General features: G+C 69.5%; 17 protein-coding genes. 10 read left to right on the top strand and 7 right to left on the bottom strand.

Annotation, left to right across the window (positions count from 1 at the left end; genetic code table 11):
* Nucleotide 1: 1 nt before the first annotated feature.
* The 5 genes from A5713_RS26120 (at nt 2) to A5713_RS26100 (ending at nt 6,630) form a co-directional block, all read left to right on the top strand.
* Nucleotides 2-1,834, top strand: a complete 1,833-nt coding sequence (locus A5713_RS26120) for a dynamin family protein (protein ID WP_068099140.1) — start codon at nt 2-4, stop codon at nt 1,832-1,834.
* The gene (locus A5713_RS26115; protein ID WP_068099139.1) at nt 1,831-3,330 is read left to right on the top strand and encodes a dynamin-like GTPase family protein; all 1,500 of its coding nucleotides are present in this window, start codon (nt 1,831-1,833) and stop codon (nt 3,328-3,330) included. The genes A5713_RS26120 and A5713_RS26115 overlap by 4 nt, the downstream gene beginning before the upstream one ends.
* A gap of 123 nt (nt 3,331-3,453) precedes the next feature.
* Entirely contained in the window at nt 3,454-5,277 is a 1,824-nt protein-coding gene (locus A5713_RS26110; protein ID WP_068099138.1) for an Hsp70 family protein, read from the top strand.
* Nucleotides 5,278-5,347: 70 nt separating this feature from the next.
* Nucleotides 5,348-5,593: a hypothetical protein gene (locus A5713_RS26105; protein ID WP_068099137.1), complete on the top strand. Its 246-nt coding sequence runs from the start codon at nt 5,348-5,350 to the stop codon at nt 5,591-5,593.
* Nucleotides 5,594-5,808: 215 nt separating this feature from the next.
* Nucleotides 5,809-6,630: a L,D-transpeptidase gene (locus tag A5713_RS26100; protein ID WP_068099136.1), complete on the top strand. Its 822-nt coding sequence runs from the start codon at nt 5,809-5,811 to the stop codon at nt 6,628-6,630.
* 163 nt (nt 6,631-6,793) lie between these two features.
* Here A5713_RS26100 and A5713_RS26095 read toward each other — a convergent pair whose 3' ends face one another.
* Nucleotides 6,794-7,345, bottom strand: coding sequence for a hypothetical protein (locus A5713_RS26095; RefSeq protein ID WP_068099135.1), 552 nt, complete (start codon nt 7,343-7,345; stop codon nt 6,794-6,796).
* A 314-nt stretch (nt 7,346-7,659) separates the two neighbouring features.
* Here A5713_RS26095 and A5713_RS26090 point away from each other — a divergent pair, with 314 nt between their 5' ends.
* The gene (locus A5713_RS26090) at nt 7,660-8,004 is read left to right on the top strand and encodes a DUF732 domain-containing protein (RefSeq protein WP_068099134.1); all 345 of its coding nucleotides are present in this window, start codon (nt 7,660-7,662) and stop codon (nt 8,002-8,004) included.
* A gap of 191 nt (nt 8,005-8,195) precedes the next feature.
* On the top strand, nt 8,196-8,507 hold the full coding sequence (locus tag A5713_RS26085) for a DUF732 domain-containing protein (RefSeq protein ID WP_197509255.1): 312 nt from the start codon (nt 8,196-8,198) through the stop codon (nt 8,505-8,507).
* 13 nt (nt 8,508-8,520) lie between these two features.
* On the opposite strand, the gene A5713_RS26080 is transcribed toward A5713_RS26085, so the two are convergent.
* On the bottom strand, nt 8,521-10,005 hold the full coding sequence (locus A5713_RS26080; RefSeq protein WP_068099133.1) for a bifunctional phosphatase PAP2/diacylglycerol kinase family protein: 1,485 nt from the start codon (nt 10,003-10,005) through the stop codon (nt 8,521-8,523).
* Between the two features lie 28 nt (nt 10,006-10,033).
* On the opposite strand from A5713_RS26080, the gene A5713_RS26075 reads away from it, so the two are divergent.
* Entirely contained in the window at nt 10,034-10,807 is a 774-nt protein-coding gene (locus tag A5713_RS26075; protein ID WP_068099146.1) for a hypothetical protein, read from the top strand.
* Here the strand turns inward: A5713_RS26075 and A5713_RS26070 are convergent.
* From A5713_RS26070 to A5713_RS26060, 3 genes are read right to left on the bottom strand one after another with little or no spacing between them, the layout of a single operon-like run.
* Nucleotides 10,795-11,466: a GAP family protein gene (locus A5713_RS26070; protein ID WP_067924309.1), complete on the bottom strand. Its 672-nt coding sequence runs from the start codon at nt 11,464-11,466 to the stop codon at nt 10,795-10,797. The genes A5713_RS26075 and A5713_RS26070 overlap by 13 nt on opposite strands.
* A 10-nt stretch (nt 11,467-11,476) precedes the next feature.
* Nucleotides 11,477-12,127, bottom strand: a complete 651-nt coding sequence (locus tag A5713_RS26065) for a GAP family protein (RefSeq protein WP_068099132.1) — start codon at nt 12,125-12,127, stop codon at nt 11,477-11,479.
* A 40-nt stretch (nt 12,128-12,167) separates the two neighbouring features.
* Nucleotides 12,168-12,476, bottom strand: coding sequence for a hypothetical protein (locus A5713_RS26060; protein ID WP_067924303.1), 309 nt, complete (start codon nt 12,474-12,476; stop codon nt 12,168-12,170).
* A 107-nt stretch (nt 12,477-12,583) separates the two neighbouring features.
* Between A5713_RS26060 and A5713_RS26055 the strand changes: the two genes are divergently transcribed.
* Together A5713_RS26055 and A5713_RS26050 are read left to right on the top strand one after the other, a co-directional pair.
* The gene (locus A5713_RS26055) at nt 12,584-12,811 is read left to right on the top strand and encodes a hypothetical protein (protein WP_067924304.1); all 228 of its coding nucleotides are present in this window, start codon (nt 12,584-12,586) and stop codon (nt 12,809-12,811) included.
* Between the two features lie 48 nt (nt 12,812-12,859).
* Nucleotides 12,860-14,377 (top strand): glycosyltransferase family 39 protein, encoded by a 1,518-nt coding sequence (locus tag A5713_RS26050; protein WP_068099131.1) that lies wholly within the window; start codon nt 12,860-12,862, stop codon nt 14,375-14,377.
* Here A5713_RS26050 and A5713_RS26045 read toward each other — a convergent pair whose 3' ends face one another.
* A complete protein-coding gene (locus A5713_RS26045; RefSeq protein WP_067924306.1) occupies nt 14,378-15,208 on the bottom strand; it encodes a family 16 glycosylhydrolase in 831 nt (276 codons plus the stop codon).
* Nucleotides 15,209-15,363: 155 nt separating this feature from the next.
* Nucleotides 15,364-16,383: an NADP-dependent oxidoreductase gene (locus A5713_RS26040; protein ID WP_068099130.1), complete on the bottom strand. Its 1,020-nt coding sequence runs from the start codon at nt 16,381-16,383 to the stop codon at nt 15,364-15,366.
* Nucleotides 16,384-16,553: the final 170 nt, after the last annotated feature.

Genomic DNA, 16,553 nt, shown 5'->3' with positions numbered 1-16,553 from the left:
GGTGACTCAGCCCGATGACCCGCGCCGGGTCAACGTGATCGTCGAACTGATCGATCACACCAGCACGATCGCCGACCTCAACGGCCGCGGCGACCTCCGCCAGCGGCTCGGGTGGGCCCGCGAACGCATCACCGACCCCCACATCCGGGTGGTGATCGCCGGCCAGCTCAAGCAGGGCAAAAGCCAGCTGCTCAACTCGCTGCTCAACATGCCCGTCGCACGCGTCGGTGACGACGAGGCCACGGTGCTGATCACGGTCGTCGCCTACGGCGACCCGCCGTCGGCGCGGATCGTCCTCGCAGGCCCCAACGGCCAACCAGAAACCGCTGACGTCCCGGTTGCCGAGCTGCAGACCGACCTGCGTCAGGCTCCGCAGGCCGCCGGCCGCGACGTGCTCCGGGTGGAGGTCGGCGCGCCCAGCCCGATGCTGCAAGGGGGGCTCACCTTCATCGACACGCCCGGCGTGGGCGGTCACGGCCAGCCGCACCTGTCGGCGACGCTGGGGCTGTTACCTGATGCCGACGCGATCCTCATGGTCAGCGACACCAGCCAGGAATTGACCGAGCCGGAAATGCGGTTCGTGCAGCAGGCCCATCAAATCTGTCCGGTCGGGGTGCTGCTGGCCACCAAGACCGACCTGTATCCGCATTGGCGCGAGATCGTCAACGCCAACATCGGACACCTGCAGCGCGCCCGGGTACCGATGCCGGTGCTTCCGGTGTCGTCGCTGTTGCGCAGCCACGCCATCACCCTCAACGACAAGGAACTCAACGACGAGTCGAACTTCCCGGCCATCGTGAAGTTCCTCAGCGAGGACGTGCTGGCTCGCCGCAACGACCAACTCCGAGACCAGGTGCTGGATGAAATCCGCTCGGCGGCAGAGCATTTGACGCTTGCCGTGCGCTCTGAGCTGGCCGCGCTCAGCGACGCCGACGTCGGTGGGCGGCTCACCGAGGACCTGGAGCAACGCAAACGCGAGGCCGAGGACGCGCTGCAGCAGACGGCGTTGTGGCAACAGCTGCTCAACGACGGGATCACCGACCTGACCGGCGACGTGGACCACGATCTGCGGGCACGCTTCCGGGCCATCACCGAGCACGCCGAGCGGGTGATCGACTCGTGCGACCCCACCCGGCACTGGGCGGAGATCGGGGTGGACGTGGAGAACGCCGTCGCCACCGCCGTCGGCGACAATTTCGTCTGGGCCTACCAGCGCGCGAAAACCCTCGCCCAGGAAGTAGCCCGCGTCTTCGTCGAGGCGGGGCTGGGTGCGGTCGCGATGCCCGAGCTCAGCGCGCAAGCCATGGGCGCGGACTTCGGGCAGCTCAAGTCCCTGGCCCGGCTGGAGTCCAAACCCATGGGCAAAGGCCACAAGGTGGTGACGGGCATGCGCGGCTCCTACGGCGGCATGGTGATGGTCGGCATGCTGTCCTCGGTCGCCGGGCTGGGCCTTTTCAACCCGCTGTCGGTCGGGGCAGGGTTGGTGATGGGCCGCATGGCCTACAAGGAAGACAAGGAGAACCGGCTGCTGCGGGCCCGCAACGAGGCCAAGACCAACCTGCGGCGTTTCGTCGACGATGTGTCCTTCGTGGTCGGCAAGGAGTCGCGCGACCGGCTCAAGACGATCCAACGTCAGCTGCGGGACCACTACCGCGGTATCGCCAACCAGGCCACCCGCTCGCTCAACGAGTCGCTGCAAGCGACCATCGCCGCCGCGCGGTTAGAGGAGACCGAGCGCGATAACCGAATCCGCGAGTTGGAGCGGCAGTTGAACATCCTGACCCAGGTCACCGACAACGTCGACAAGCTCGCACCCGAGGTGACACGGGTGTGAGCACCAGCGAGCAGGTCCGCGCCATCCTGGGCGGAACCATTCGCGCCTACCAGGCGGAGCCGGCCTACCGCGAGCGGCCCGACGTCTTCCACGAATTGCATCGCATCGCCGCCCGGCTCAACGAGCCGATGCGCATCGCACTGGCCGGCACCCTCAAGGCCGGCAAATCCACTCTGGTCAACGCACTGGTCGGGGAAACCGTCGCGCCCACGGATGCCACCGAGGCGACCCGGATCGTCACCTGGTTTCGGCACGGCCCGATACCGAAGGTCATTGCCAACCATCGTGCGGGACGCCGTTCTGATGTGCCGATCATGCGCGACGGCGGACTCGGCTTCGACCTGAGCAGGCTGAACCCTGACGACGTGGTTGACCTCGACGTTCAATGGCCCGCCGACGAGCTGATCGCCACCACGATCATCGACACGCCGGGGACCTCGTCGCTGGCGCGTGACGTCTCCGCACGCACGCTGCGGCTCCTGGTGCCCGAGGACGGGATGCCTCGGGTGGACGCGGTGGTGTTCTTGCTGCGCACCCTCAACGCCGCTGACATCGCGCTGCTCAAACAGATCGGTGACCTCGTTGGCGGGGCGACCGGGGCGCTGGGCATCATCGGCGTGGCGTCGCGGGCCGACGAGATCGGCGCGGGGCGGCTCGACGCCATGCTCTCGGCCGAAGACGTGGCCAAAAGGTTCACCCGCGAGTTGAGCCAGACGGGCGTCTGCCAGGCGGTGGTGCCGGTGTCGGGGCTGCTGGCGCTGACTGCCCGCACGCTGCGCCAGTCGGAGTTCGTCGCGCTGCAAAAACTCGCCGGAGTCGATGCCGCCGAGCTGCATAAGGCTATGCTCAGCGCGGACCGCTTCGCCCGTCCCGACATCCCGTTGCCGGTGGACGCCGGCACGCGCAGCCGGCTGCTCGAGCGGTTCGGCATGTTCGGCATCCGGATCTCGATCGCCGTGCTCAAGGCCGGCGTCACCGACGCGGCCGGGCTCGCCGATGAGCTGCTGGAACGCAGCGGGCTGGTCGCGTTGCGCAATGTCATCGATCAGCAATTCGCGCAGCGCTCCGACATGCTCAAGGCACACACTGCGCTGGTGTCGTTGCGTCGGTTCGTGGAGGCGAACCCAATCGCGGGCACGCCACGCATCCTCGCCGACATCGACCCGTTGCTGGCCGACACCCACGCCTTCGAGGAGCTGCGCCTGCTCAGCCAACTGCATTCGCGCTCGACGGCGTTTCACGACGAAGAGCTGGCGTCGCTGCGGCGCATCATCGGCGGTTCGGGAACCGACGCGCCCAGCCGGCTGGGGCTGGCCCCCGAGGCGCACCATGACGCGCCGCGGGCCGCGTTCGCCGCGGCCCAACGCTGGCGCCGCCGCGCCGAGCACCCGCTCAACGACCCGTTCACCACCAGGGCGTGCCGCGCGGCGGTGCGCAGCGCCGAAGCGATGGTGGCGGCTTTCGCCGCGCGCGATGGCGGCGTCCGGCCGCGGTGATGCCCCGACGCCCGCGATCGACGTGTGTGAATCGGATGACAACGCCGGCCTGCTATAGGTTGACTGCCGATACATTGTCGTGGCCGCGCATACGCACGCCGGCGGACACCTGAATTGGACGATATGTCAACGGAAGCAAGACGGGCGCTGGGGCTGTCGGCCGGGACCGCCAACCTGGCAGCCATAACGGCCGATCGGGCAGTGACACGCGCGTCGGTGCTGACGCTGTACCAACATCGCCCGCCCGAGGTGGGCGTTCCCTCCGAGAACCCCCACCTCGACGAGCCCGGCTTGGTGGTCACCGACTTCGTCGACCGGGTGGGAGACCCCGTCGGGATCGTGGCCGCCGACGGCTCCGCCCATCGCGGCGAGGCGTTGCTCGCGGACGCGTTGCGTGCCCTCGCCTACGCCGCGACCGCCGGGCAACAGCTGCCGGAGGCGACGGCCGTGGCCTATCCCGCGCACTGGCGCCCCGCCGCGGTGGACGCGTTGCGCACGGCGCTGAGCCGGGTGCCGGAATGGTCGGGCGGTTCGGAATCCCTGTCGCTGATCTCGGACGCCGCAGGAGCGCTGACCGCCCTGCAGACCAACCCGGGTCTGCCCATCCGCGGGATCGTCGCCGTGTGCGACTTCGGTGCCAGCGGCACCAGCATCACCCTTGCCGATGCCACCAACGGCTACCAGCCCATCGGCGCCACGGTGCGCCACACGGATTTCTCCGGGGAACTGATCGACCAAGCCCTACTGGCCCACATCGTGGCGGATTTGTCGTCCGCGGGTTCCATCGACGTCTCGGCCACTTCGGCGATCGGATCGCTGACCCGGCTGCGGGCCGAATGCCGGGCGGCCAAGCAGCGCCTCTCGGCCAGTACGGCGACCACGCTGCCCGCCGACCTGCCGGGCTTCCGTGGGGATATTCGGCTCACCAGAACCGAACTCAACGAAGCGATCAATCAGCCGCTGGACCAGTTCGTCCATGTTCTACAAGACACGCTGGCGCGCAACGGGATCCGAGCCACCGACCTGGTTGCCGTCGCCTCGGTAGGCGGTGGCGCGGCGATCCCCGAGGTCACCACGCGGCTGTCCGAGCAGTTTCGCGTGCCGGTCATCACGTCACCGCGGCCGCAGCTGGCCGCCGCCACCGGTGCGGCGCTGCGGGCCGCACGCGGGCCGGCCGACGACAGCGCAACGAAATTGGCCGCCGCGCCACGCGTGGCGGCGCCACCGGCACTCGCGGAACCGACCCTGCAGGACGTGGTGCCGGTGTCCGCTGCCATGCCCGCTCTGGCGTGGTCTGAGGCGGGCGACGAATCGGGGATGATGCCCCTGGCCACCGACGAGCCTCCGGGCTGGGCCGGCGATCACGCTCCAGCGCCGTCCGCCGCGCCGCCGTTTCAGTTCGGCGACGAGACCGGTTACGCCCGTCCCGAGCTGCGGTTCCAGGAACAACCCCTCCCCGACGAGGCCCGCCGCGCCGACATCGCCTGGTATCGGCGGCCATTGGTGCTCGTTCTCGGTGCGGCCGCGACGGTGCTGGCCCTCAGCGCGGTGATCATGCTGGCTCTGAGCCACGGTTCCACCAACACACCCGTCGCACCGACACCCGGCGTCGCCACCACGCCGCAACCGTCACCGCCGCCTTCCCCGGTGCAGACAAACCCGGCCCCGGCGCAGCAGGCCCCCGTGCAGCCCAGCACGGCCGCACCGGCTCCACCGCCGCCGGCGAGCACTCAGCCGGCGCCGACCACCACCGAACCGCCGCCGACCACCACCGAACCGCCGCCGACGACTACCGAGCCGCCGACGAGCACGCCGTCGACAGCCACGACGTCGCCACCGGCACCGCCACCACCCTCTACGGACAATCCGCCGACATCGGTTCAGGTACCACCGATTCCGCGCATACCCCGGATCCCTGGGATCCCGACCATCCCGCCGATCCCGTAGCCCGGGTCCCGCGCCGCTGCCGGGGAAAAGCGCTTGGGCGACAACACGTCTGTGCAACACTCGAGGACAAATGGCCCTGCTGTTGCTCATCCTCAAGGTCGCGGTGATCGCCCTCATCGTCGGCGGCGTCGTCGCGTTGATCGTCCGCGGGGTGCGGCGCTCACGGGCGAACAGGCTGGATCCGCACTGGCGAGGGCGCGGCATCCAGCCCGGTTACGAGGCGTCCGTTTATGGCGCGATGCCGAGCACACCGCTTCCCGAGTGGGCGTACTGGGACGACGAGGACCACGACGACGGCCGCTCTCCGCGCGGCTGAATCCGGGCCTCACACGTCCTCGACACCACTTCGGCGGACCCGCCATGCCGCGCGGCTGAAGCCCCAGCACAGGGCGTCATTTCTCGGACTAAACCCCCGTGGCCGAAACGTGACCGATGCTTGATCAAATACTAACGCGCCCTTGCGCTTCCGCTGGTCAGCGGGGATTTACGATCCTCCTATTACAACGGTGTCAGTTAACAGGAATCGGAGCCATGCGAGCGGACGTTCGGTGTGTTCTTGCGGCGGTCGGGATCGCCGCGGGTGTGGTTGCGGGGCCTGCAGGCACCAGCGATGCGGCGGCGAATCAGCCGCATGATTTCGCGATCGCGTCGGTCCTGCCGGCGCGGGGTGCGACGGTGGGGGTGGCGCACCCCGTCGTGGTGACGTTCGACGCCCCCGTCGCGAACCGGCACGCCGCCGAACGCGCCATCGCGGTCACGTCCACGCCCGCGATGACGGGCAGGTTCGAATGGCTCGACAACAAGGTCGTGCAGTGGGTCCCCGCCCACTACTGGCCGGCGCACAGCACGGTGGCGCTCTCGGTGGACGGCCGGTCCACGGAATTCAAGACCGGCCCCAAGGTCATCGGCATCGCCAACATCACCGACCACACGTTCAAGGTGAGCGTCGACGGCGTCGACGCGACCCCGCCGCCCACCCCGCATCACCGGCCCCACTTCGGCGAAGAAGGGGTGCTTCCCGCGTCGATGGGTAGGCCCGAGTATCCGACGCCGGTCGGCAACTACACCGTTTTGTCGAAAGAGCGCTCGGTGCTTATGGATTCGAGCAGCGTCGGCATCCCGGTCGACGATCCCAACGGCTATCTGCTCAACGTCGACTACGCCGTCCGGATCACCAACCGCGGCCTGTTCGTGCATTCGGCCCCGTGGGCCGTTCAATCGCTGGGGCTGGAGAATGTGAGCCACGGCTGCATCAGCCTCAGCCCCGAAGACGCCGAGTGGTACTACGACACGGTCAATGTCGGCGACCCGGTGATCGTCAAGCAAGACCTCTGGGAGCGGCCTCCGTCCTGAGGAGGCCCCGATCAGATCGCCCACCCCGCGAGCGTGAAGTTAGTTTCACGCTCGCGGTCGACTGTGAAACCAATTGCACGCTCGACGACGTCAAGCAGCGAACCCCATAAGAAAGGACCCGCTGGTGGCCGCCAGCGGGTCCTTCCGGTTGGGAGGGATGGGGTCAGTGCGCGCCCGGGCCGGGCGCGACCGGCTGACCGGGCTGGGGTCCGCCGGTCGGCGCCGCTCCCGTCGGCGCGTCCTTGACGCCGGACATGTCGATGAGCGGGGCACCGGCGATCCCGTCGAGGGGCGCGCCGGCGGCCAGCGGCCCACCGAGTGCGACCAACGGAGCGCCGGCCGGCACCACCGGGGCGATGGGCAGCGGCGCACCCAGCGGCAGCGGCAGCGGGGCGCCCAGGGGCAACGGCACGGGGGCACCCACCGGCAGCGGGCCGGGCACCGCCAATGGGACACCGGCCATGTCGGTGAGCGGCGCGCTGGCGGTGCAGACCTCCGCGGTCGGCGCTCCGCCCGCGGCCGCCGCCCCGCCGGCGGCACCGGCGGCCCCCGGTCCGGCCAGCGGCGCGCCGGCCTCCCCGGCCTGCCCCTGGATGCAGGCGTAGCCACCCGTCTTCAGGGGCGCGGCTGCCGCATCCGGGCTCAACGCGAGTGCGGCTCCGCACAACCCAAGGCTGGCAACTACTTTCATGTTGAACCGATCGACGATCGCCATCAGCGTCGACTCTCCTTTATTCGCGCTCACATAACCATCTGGTGCAGCAGACCCGCGTAGCCGTCTTTTCGGCGACCGAGCCAATTGTCGTCAGCCGCCATGAAACGCCGGACGCGCCGCACCGCGCCGTTTCCAAACGGTGACGTCACAAGGGCGTCACGAAGTCGGTTGTGGCCGTGCGGCTCTGCCGACGCCGGCGGCGGCCGGCCGGGCGATTCTGCGCAGCTCATTCACAGCGAATTTTCGGCAATCCAACATGTCTTGGAGGTTCTATAGAGGTAAACGGATGGTGAACGAGGAGAGGGAGGGTTCCCATGTGGGGACAGCGGGTCTATGGCCGATTCATCAAGACAGCGTTCCTGGTTGGCCCCTTGCTCGTCGCCGGGGTGATGTGGGCCGGCCCGGCGCAGGCCGACGCCACCAGCTTCGTCAACGACCTGCACAAGGTGGGGATACATGCGGTCACCGGCGGCGACGAAGCGCTGGTTCAGATGGGTTTGAACCTCTGCCAGCAACTGTCGTGGGGCGCTTCGCCCTCGCAGCTCGAGGGCCTCGCGGTGCAGCGCTCGGGCAGCAGGCAGGGCGCACGGGGGATCACGCCCCAACAGGCCGACGACGTCGTCGGTTTTGCCGTGCGTGATCTCTGCCCGAACGCATAGCGGTCGCTCCCCGACCCGCCGGCCGACGGCGAAAACGCGGCCCGGCGGTCGGTCTTTGCCGACTATTCATCGTCGGGATTTCTCTTCCGCAACGTGTCTCACGGCACTTTCGTGTAAAAGTGCATCATCCGAATCGGGCACGGGACGAAGGAGAGAATCGAATGGCAGCACAGCGGCCCTATGGCCGGTTCATGGGCGCGGCCCTCGTAGGCCCACTGCTGGCCGCGGGGATCGGATGGGCCAGCCCTGCCCGGGCCGACCAGACTGCCTTTCTCAATGACCTGCACAACGCCGGCATCCACGCCGTCAACGGCGGCGACGAGGCACTGCTGCAGATGGGCGCGGACCTGTGCCAGCAGCTTTCCTGGGGCGCCTCCCCGCAACAGCTGGAGGGCCTGGCGATCCAGCGCTCGGACGCCGACCAGGGCACCGGTGGGATCAACGGCCGGCAGGCGGCGGACGTCGTCATCTTCGCCTTGCGGGATCTGTGCCCCAACGCCTAAACGGCGTGGGGCGCTAGTCGCAGGGGCGGAAGACCGGCAGGACCCGGTATTTGGCGGTGAAGCTGGCCTTCTCGTATTCGTCACCGACCTCGCCGTCACACGCGATCACCGTCGGGCCGTCGACCGCAGCGAAGCTGAACTCCGGCACCTGCAGTTCGTGGTAGAGCGGGCTGCGCTCCAACCGCCCGAGCGCGAGCGCGGCCAGGATCCTGGTGCGGGCCCACGGCCGGCCCGCCTCGAGCATGCGGACGTCGATGAGCCCGTCGTCCATGCGGGTCCGCCGCGCCGGGGCGAACCCGGTCGGTAGGTACAGCGAGTTGCCGAGGAAGAAGAGCGACGTCAGCAGCGTCTTGTTGTCGTATGAGATCCGCACGGGCTGGTCGTGGCGCAGCGTGTGCAGCATCGCGTACAGACCGGCCAGCGGCTTGCCGATGCGTTTCTCGAGTTTTTCGCGCTGCTGCACGAAGGTCGGGTAGGCGCCGATGCTGGCTGTGTTGAGGACCATCTGAGTTTCGTTGAGGCACACCAGGTCCACACACGCGACGCTGCCGCGGCGGATCGCGTCGACCGTCTTGGCCACGGTGTCGCAGCCGATGTCCTTCGCGAAGTGGTTGAACGTGCCGGCGGGAAACACGGCCAGCGGCAGCCCGGCCTCGATGGCCACGCCGGCCGCGGCCGCCACGGTGCCGTCGCCACCTCCCACCGCGAGCACCTCGGCGCGCGCGGCGGCGTCGCGCAAGACGTCCTCGGGGTCGTCGTCGGGGCCCAGCTCCCGGATGTCGACCTTCGGCAGCGCTTCGCGCACCTCGTCGACGACGCGTGCTCCGGTGCCGCTGCCCGACTCGGGATTGATCACCAGCACCACCCCGGAACCGTCGGGCCGTTCGGGCGTCGCGACGCGAAGGGGCTCGGTCGTGGGCAGCGCGGTTTCGACGATCGGCGGGACGAGCCGACCGCCCAGCACCGCCAGGCCCGCCCCGATGCCGAACCCGGCGACGACATCACCCGGGTAGTGCGCGCCGGTCACCACCCGCGACAGCCCGACCAGCCCGGCCAGCAGCGCCAGCCCGAACCCCAGCATGGGGTTCTCCAGACCCACCCCGACCGCGAACGCGGCCGCGCTGGCGGAGTGCCCCGACGGGAAGGAGTTCGACGTCGGCCGGCGGCGGACCTGCCGGACCAACGGCACCAATTCGTACCCCGGGCGCGCGCGGCGGCGGATGCGCTTGGCGACCTGGTTGGTGACCAGGCTGGTGGCCGCGAGCGTGACGACGCCGCGCGTCGCGCCGCGCTGGGCGCTCGGCTTTCCCGAGGCCATCAGGGCCGCGGCGGTGGCCAGCCACAACTTCGAGTTGTCGGCCGCCCGGGTCAGCGGCGGCATGATCGCGTCCAGCAGCGGGGTGTCGGTCTCGGCGATCGCTTCGAAGACCTCGCGGTCCAGGGTGCCGAGGCCCCGGGTGATCTGTTCGATGCCGCGTCGCCTGGGCCGCCTGTTCATTCGCTACACCCTAAATTGGTTGGCGGACATGGACGCAGCAGGCTACTTCGAGGCATGGCGGGCCAACGCCGCACGGCGGGGTGTGGCCCCGGACGTCGTCGCGGAGGTCGCCGGGCGGCACGCCATCACCCCGGCGAGCTTCCGGGTTCTCGGGCGCATGGCTCAGATCACCGACCCGGACGGCAAGTCCTTCTTCCTGCTGCCGCGGGGCACCAGCGGCGCCGACGCCCGCGCGGCGGTGCTCTGCACCTACATCCTGAACGCGGGCACCGGCTACGGCCGCACGGGGACGCGGCGCACCGATTTCCCCCCGACGCCCTACAGCGCCGCCGAAGTCACGCGAATCATGCTGCGGCAGAAGGCAAACCGCTGGAGCTACACCCGCGACGTGAGGTTCGTCGACCGCAACGGCGGGCGGCTGGTCGCGACGCCGAACGGCATCCTCATGGGGCTGGGCGGCAACTGGATCCAGCGGCAGTTCTGCCGCCGCGGCGGCACTACCTGGGGCGACATCTTCATGGTCAACCTCGGCACCCTCACCGACCCCGCGGCGTGGCTGCGCCGGATCGTCGAGTCCGGGCATGCCTGGTACCTCGGCGCCGGTGGGAGGCCGGTGGAGAGCCGCCTGGACCTGGACCGGTTGCTGCACCACGAAGAGCGCCACTGCCGGCAGTGGGCTTCCAAGGGTTACGCGGGCATGCTTGCCGGCTACGGCCGCGAGCTGGTCCGCGAATACGCCTTCGGCGCCATCAACCGGCTCGAGGAGGACGCCGGCCTTGCCGACGGCGGCTACAGCGCGTGAATGCCGTGGTAGAGCAGCATCGCACCGATCACCACCAGGACGGCCGCGAGCAGGGCGGCGTTGTTCCGGTCCATCCAGTCTTTGAGCCGCGCCAGTGTGTCGTCGAGGCGGCTGCCGGCCGCCGCGTAGGCCAGGATCGGGATGGCGACGCTGGATGCCGCGATGGCGACGAAGAACGCGGCGGCCACCCAGTCGCCGACGAGGCCGAGCCCGGCAGTGCCGATGCCCAGTCCGGCGGGGACGCAGATGAGCAGCACGTCCGGGCGCACCACGGCGAGCACCGCCCCCATGATCCCCGCGCGGGCCGGGGTGATGGTGGCGAATGAACGCATCCAGGCCGGGGACTCGGCGTGGCCGCGCCGGTTCAGCCATTTGTAGATGCCGTACACGATCAACGCCGACCCCAGGACGACGCGCAGCCACGACGACCACCGCGGCGGCGACTTGTCCAGGCCGCCGAGCAGGTGGGAGGTCGCGACGGAGAGCGCCGTCAGCGCGGCCAGGCTCAGCGCCCAGCCACCCAGAAACGCCAGGCCGCTCGGCCGGGGCCGCGGCGCCTGCAGCACCAGCACAGCAGGGATGACCGTGAGCGGCGAAAGCGAGACGACCAGCCCGAGCGGAACGAGCCCGGTCAGCACCGTGCCCCAGCTTCCTGCCATGGGCTGCAATCTACAGGGCGCGAATCCCGTTGTGGAGCACGAACAAACCGATCAGAACAAGGATGATCGCGAGCAGCACCGCGTGATGTTCTTCCATCCAAACCTTGAGGCGCTCCAGCGCGTCGTCGAGGCGGTCCCCGGCCCAGACGTAACCCAAGATCGGAAGCGCGACCGTCGACGCGGCGACGACGAGATAGAACGCACCGGCCAGCAACTGGCCGCCGACACCAAGGGTGCTGTTACCGATGGCCAGTCCGGCCGCGACGCAGACCAGGAGCACCTCGGGCCGCAACGCCACCAGCGCCGCGCCGGTCACCCCGGCTCGCCCCGGGGTCAGCGTGGAGAACGAGCGCATCCAGCGCGGCATGTCGCCGTGCCGATGCCGGGTCAGCCAGTGGTAGGCGCCCAGCGCGATCAGCGCCGACCCCAGCGCCACGCGCAGCCAGGACGCCCACGTCGGCGGCGCCTTGTGCAGGCCTTCGAGCAGCCCCGAGCCGCCGACGAACACCGCGGTCAGGGCGACCAGGCCCAGCGCCCACCCGGCGAGGAACGCCAAACCGGTGGGCCTCGGACGGGGCGAGTGCAGGACCAGCACCGCCGGGATGACCGTGATCGGCGAGAGCGCGATGACCGCCGCCAACGCGACGAGCTTGGTCAGCACCGAACCCCAACTTGCGTCCACGGTCAGCAATCATCGCATCTCATAACCGGTTTCGGCGCAGCGTCCAGGCGGGGACCCAGTGCGTTACGGTCTTGCGCTCGGAGCCGTAGGCCACCGGGTAGGTCACCAGCCCCCACCAATCGCCCTGCTCGCACAGGCCCCAGCAACTGAGCAGACCCTCGACCACCTTGTGCAGTTGCAGACCGTTGGGCTGATAGCGGCCGGAGCGGTGCGGCTCGCGCGGGAACAGCACCGTCAGGTCCACCAGGACCGTGATCGGCGGGCGCACCACCCGAAACGGGCTGCGGACCGGTTGGCCGTTGTACCCGATGGACGCGAACTGCCCCATCGATCGATCATACGTTCGAATGGCCGCCCGGTTCGTCGAGTTCTTCGTTTTCGAGCCCCGGCCCGGGCCCGCCGATATAGTCGGCTCAGCTACCAAGGGGAGGTCACATGAAGTTGGCGTGTGCCGCCGGCCTATTGGCGCTGGCCGGGCTGCTCACCACCGGGGTGGGCGTCGCCGGCGCCGACGAGATCGAGGTCGAGGGCAACTACTCGAGCCAGGCCGGCTGCGAAGCGGACGCCCCGCACGTCGAGCTCATGCACAACGACAACCTGTACACCCATTGGGACTGCCGCCTGGGCTCCGACGGGTTCTGGCACGTCTGGCTGCTGAACTGAGCTTCGGCCAGCGGCGGGGCCGTCCTCCGCTTCTGGCACCATAGCGGCGTGCGGAACCCGCTTCGCCGCCCGCCGTCCGCGCTGGACCCGCTGCTCGTCGGGCTGCTCGCCGTCGCGGTGAGCCTGGGTGGCGCGTCGCGCCCGTCGTTCTGGTACGACGAGGCCGCCACCATCTCGGCGGCCTACAGCCGTTCCCTCGCCCAGTTGTGGCGGATGCTCGGCAATGTCGACGCCGTGCACGGCGCGTACTACCTCCTCATGCACGCCTGGTTTCAGGTTTTTCCGCCCACCGAGTTCTGGTCGCGCGCGCCGAGCGGGCTGGCCGTCGGTGGCGCCGCCGCCGGAATCGTGGTGTTGGGCAAGCAGTTTTCGTCGCGCACGGTCGCGCTGGCTACCGGCGTCTTCTGCGCCATCCTGCCCCGGACGACCTGGGCGGGCATCGAGGCCCGCCCCTATGCGTTGTCGATGATGGCCGCCGTGTGGCTAACGGTGCTGCTGGTTCGCGCCGCGCGCCGCGACACCGGCTGGCTGTGGGCGGCCTACGGCGCCGCCCTCGCCGCGTCGATCGCGCTCGAGGTATACCTCGCCCTGCTGGTGGCCGCCCACCTGATCCTCCTCATCGTGTCACGTTGCGCGCGAACGGTTTTGCTGCGGTTCGCCGCCGCGTCAGCTGTCGCGGTCGGCGCCATGGCGCCGTTCCTGCTGACGGTCGCCGGGCAGGCGCACCAGATCAGCTGGATCGCGCCGATCGGTCGCCGGACCCTCGAAGACGTGGTGGTGCAACAGTATTTCGAGCGCAGCCCGCCGTTCGCCGTGCTGTCGGCGCTCGTAATCGCGGCGGCTGTCGCGTTGTGGCTCAGCGGATCTGCCGCCCTGGCGCGGGCCGACGGGCAACTGCTGGCCCTGGCGGCCGCGTGGCTAACCCTGCCGACCGCGGTCATCCTGGCCTACTCGGCGGTGGTGCATCCCATCTACACCCCGCGCTATATGACGTTCACGGCGCCGGGAATGGCGCTGATCCTGGGGGTCTGCGCCGCGGCGGTGACGGTCCGGCCGTGGCGGACGGCGGCCCTGGTCACGCTCTTCGCCGCCGCCGCGACACCGAATTATCTCTTCGCGCAACGTAACCCCTACGCCAAGTACGGGATGGACTACAGCCAGGTGGCCGATCTGATCAGCGCGAAGGCCGCACCCGGCGATTGCCTGCTGGTGAACGACACGGTGACGTTCATGCCCGCCCCGATGCGCCCGCTCCTGGCGGCGCGCCCGGACGCCTATCGCAAGCTGATCGACCTCACCCTGTGGCAGCGGGCCACCGACCGCAACGACGTCTTCGACACCAACCTCATCCCGGAGGTCGTCGCGAATCCGTTGAGCCACTGCGGCGTCGTGTGGATCATCACCCAGGGCGACCCGTCACAGCCGGCGCACGAGCAGGGCCCGGCGATCCCACCCGGCCCGGTCTACTGGGCGACCCCCGCCTTCGCGGTCCCGCACGACCTGGGCTTCCGGCTCGTCGAGCGTTGGCAGTTCAACCTGGTTCAGGTGTTCAAAGCGCAGCGCTAGTCACCAGATGCGGATGTAGTCGACCAGCATCGAGGCCGGGAAGGTGCCCGCAGCCGGATCCCCGGCGCCGACACCTCCCACGGCGAGGGTGAACATCGGCGTCATCCAGTAGCCGGGAATGTTGAACGGCCACCGGAAGTCGTCCGGGGCGCCGCCGGCGACGTGGATGGGCTTGTTGGGAACCTTGAAGTACTCGGCGCCGTCCCGCGCGAATTCGAATCCCTCTTCGCCCCAATGCATTCGCCAGGTGTGCCAGTTGCTGTCAACCAGCCCGGGGATCGACTTGCCCTCCCAGGTCTTGCCGTTGGACGCCGCGTGCACGGTGGTGCCCGGCGCCCACTGGCCGTTGCCGTACCACTCGAAGATGTCCACCTCGCCGTCGGGCAGCGGGTCCTCGTTGACGCCCCAGAACGACGGCCACAGGCCGGGGTACAGGCAGTCGAGCTTGATCCGCGCCTCCCAGGTCTGGTTGATCATGCTGCGGAAGTTGCCTCGCAGCTTGCCGCTGTAATAGGTGTTGCTCAGCAGATCGTGGGTGGCGCAGAGGACGAGGTTGGAATGCCCGTCCTGGAACACGTTTTGGCGATCGTCGCGATAGATGCCCTCGACCGGCGGGAACACGTCGTCCTGCCAGGTCTGGATGGTCCACTTGCCGGGATCGGGAGGGGAGCCCGCGGGCCCGTCGAACTCGTCGGCGAAGATGTACGGCCCGCCCGGGCCGGCCGACGGGGGCGCCTGCGGCGCCGGCGGGGTGGCCCAGGCGCCGGGCAAGCGCATCGCCGCCCCCAGCATGCCGAGCCCCGACATCAACATCATGCTGCGACGATCCATCTACAACCCACCAATCGTGAAAGCCGTGTTTTGACCCAAGCCCGCCACCCCCAGGCAACCTTTGCAAACGGTGTTATGAAACCACGCGCCGGGGTGGCGTGCACCCCGCACCGGGCCCGTGGCGGCGAGTTTTTGCCTGCTGGGCACGACGCGGTTCAGCGGGAACCCGGTTCGCTGAGCTTGACCAGGGTCTTGCCGATGTTGACCCCGGTGAACAGGCCGTTGAGGGCGTCGACGCACGACTCGATGCCGTCGAAGATGGTCTCGCGGTGCCTGAGCCGGCCCTCGGCCTCCCACTGCCGCAGCGCGGCGAAGGCCTCGTCGAAGCGGCCCCACTGGTCGAGGGCGTTGAACCCCTGCATCAACGCCGTCTTGGAGAGCAGGTTCACATAGTTGGCGGGCCCCGGGTGCTCGCCGGTCAGGTAGCTGGAGATGACCCCGCACAGCACCACCCGGGCGCGCGGGGCCAGGCGGCCCAGCACCGCGTCCAGGATCGGCCCGCCCACGTTGTCGAAGTAGACGTCGACGCGCTGCGGGCAGTGTTGCTTGAGCGCCGCCGTCAGGTCGTCGTTCTTGTAGTCGATGCAGGCGTCGAAGCCGAAGTCCTCGACCACCGCCCGGCATTTCTGTGGCCCGCCCGCGATCCCCACCACCCGGGCGCCGGCGATCTTGGCGATCTGCCCGGCCACCGATCCGGTGGCGCCCGCGGCCGCCGAGACCACGACCGTCTCCCCTTCCTTCGGCCGGCCGATGTCGGTCATCCCGAAATAGGCGGTGGCGCCCGTCGGCCCGTACACCGACATGATCGCCAGCTGGTCGTCCTCGCCCGGGATGGGCGTGCTGAACAGGTCGTCGCGGATGATCGCGTACTCGGAGAAGCCGGTCAACGTGGTGACGACGTCGCCGACGGCGTAGGCGTCGCAGCGCGATTCCACCACTTCGCCGATCCCGGCGGCGCGGATGACCTCGCCCAGCTGCACCGGCGGAAGGTAGCTGGGCTGGTCGTCGAGCCACGTGCGGGCGGCGGCGTCGATCCCGACGTAGGTGGTGCGCAGCAGCGCCTCGCCCTCCCCCGGTTCGGGCGCCGGGGTGGTGAGCAGCTCGGTGTCACCGGGCCGGACAAGCCCGGTGGGGCGGCGACGCAACACGACCTGACGGTTCGGCAACTCGGGCACGAACCAGAAACTACCGAACCGCGCGAAACCACCGACGCGAATGGCATATTCAACCCATGGCAGCAAACGACGACCCGGAGGATCGGATCCGGGAACTCGAGCGCCCGCTCGCCGACGCGGCGCGGGCGTCCGAAGCGGGCAGCGCGCAGCGGGCCCGCCGGCGCCGCGCC

Origin of the sequence: Mycobacterium sp. E2497 (assembly GCF_001668695.1) — a bacterium.
Taxonomy (GTDB): Bacteria; Actinomycetota; Actinomycetes; order Mycobacteriales; family Mycobacteriaceae; genus Mycobacterium.
Note: the sequence above shows the minus strand (reverse complement) of the source record. Positions and strands in the feature narration are given on the sequence as shown.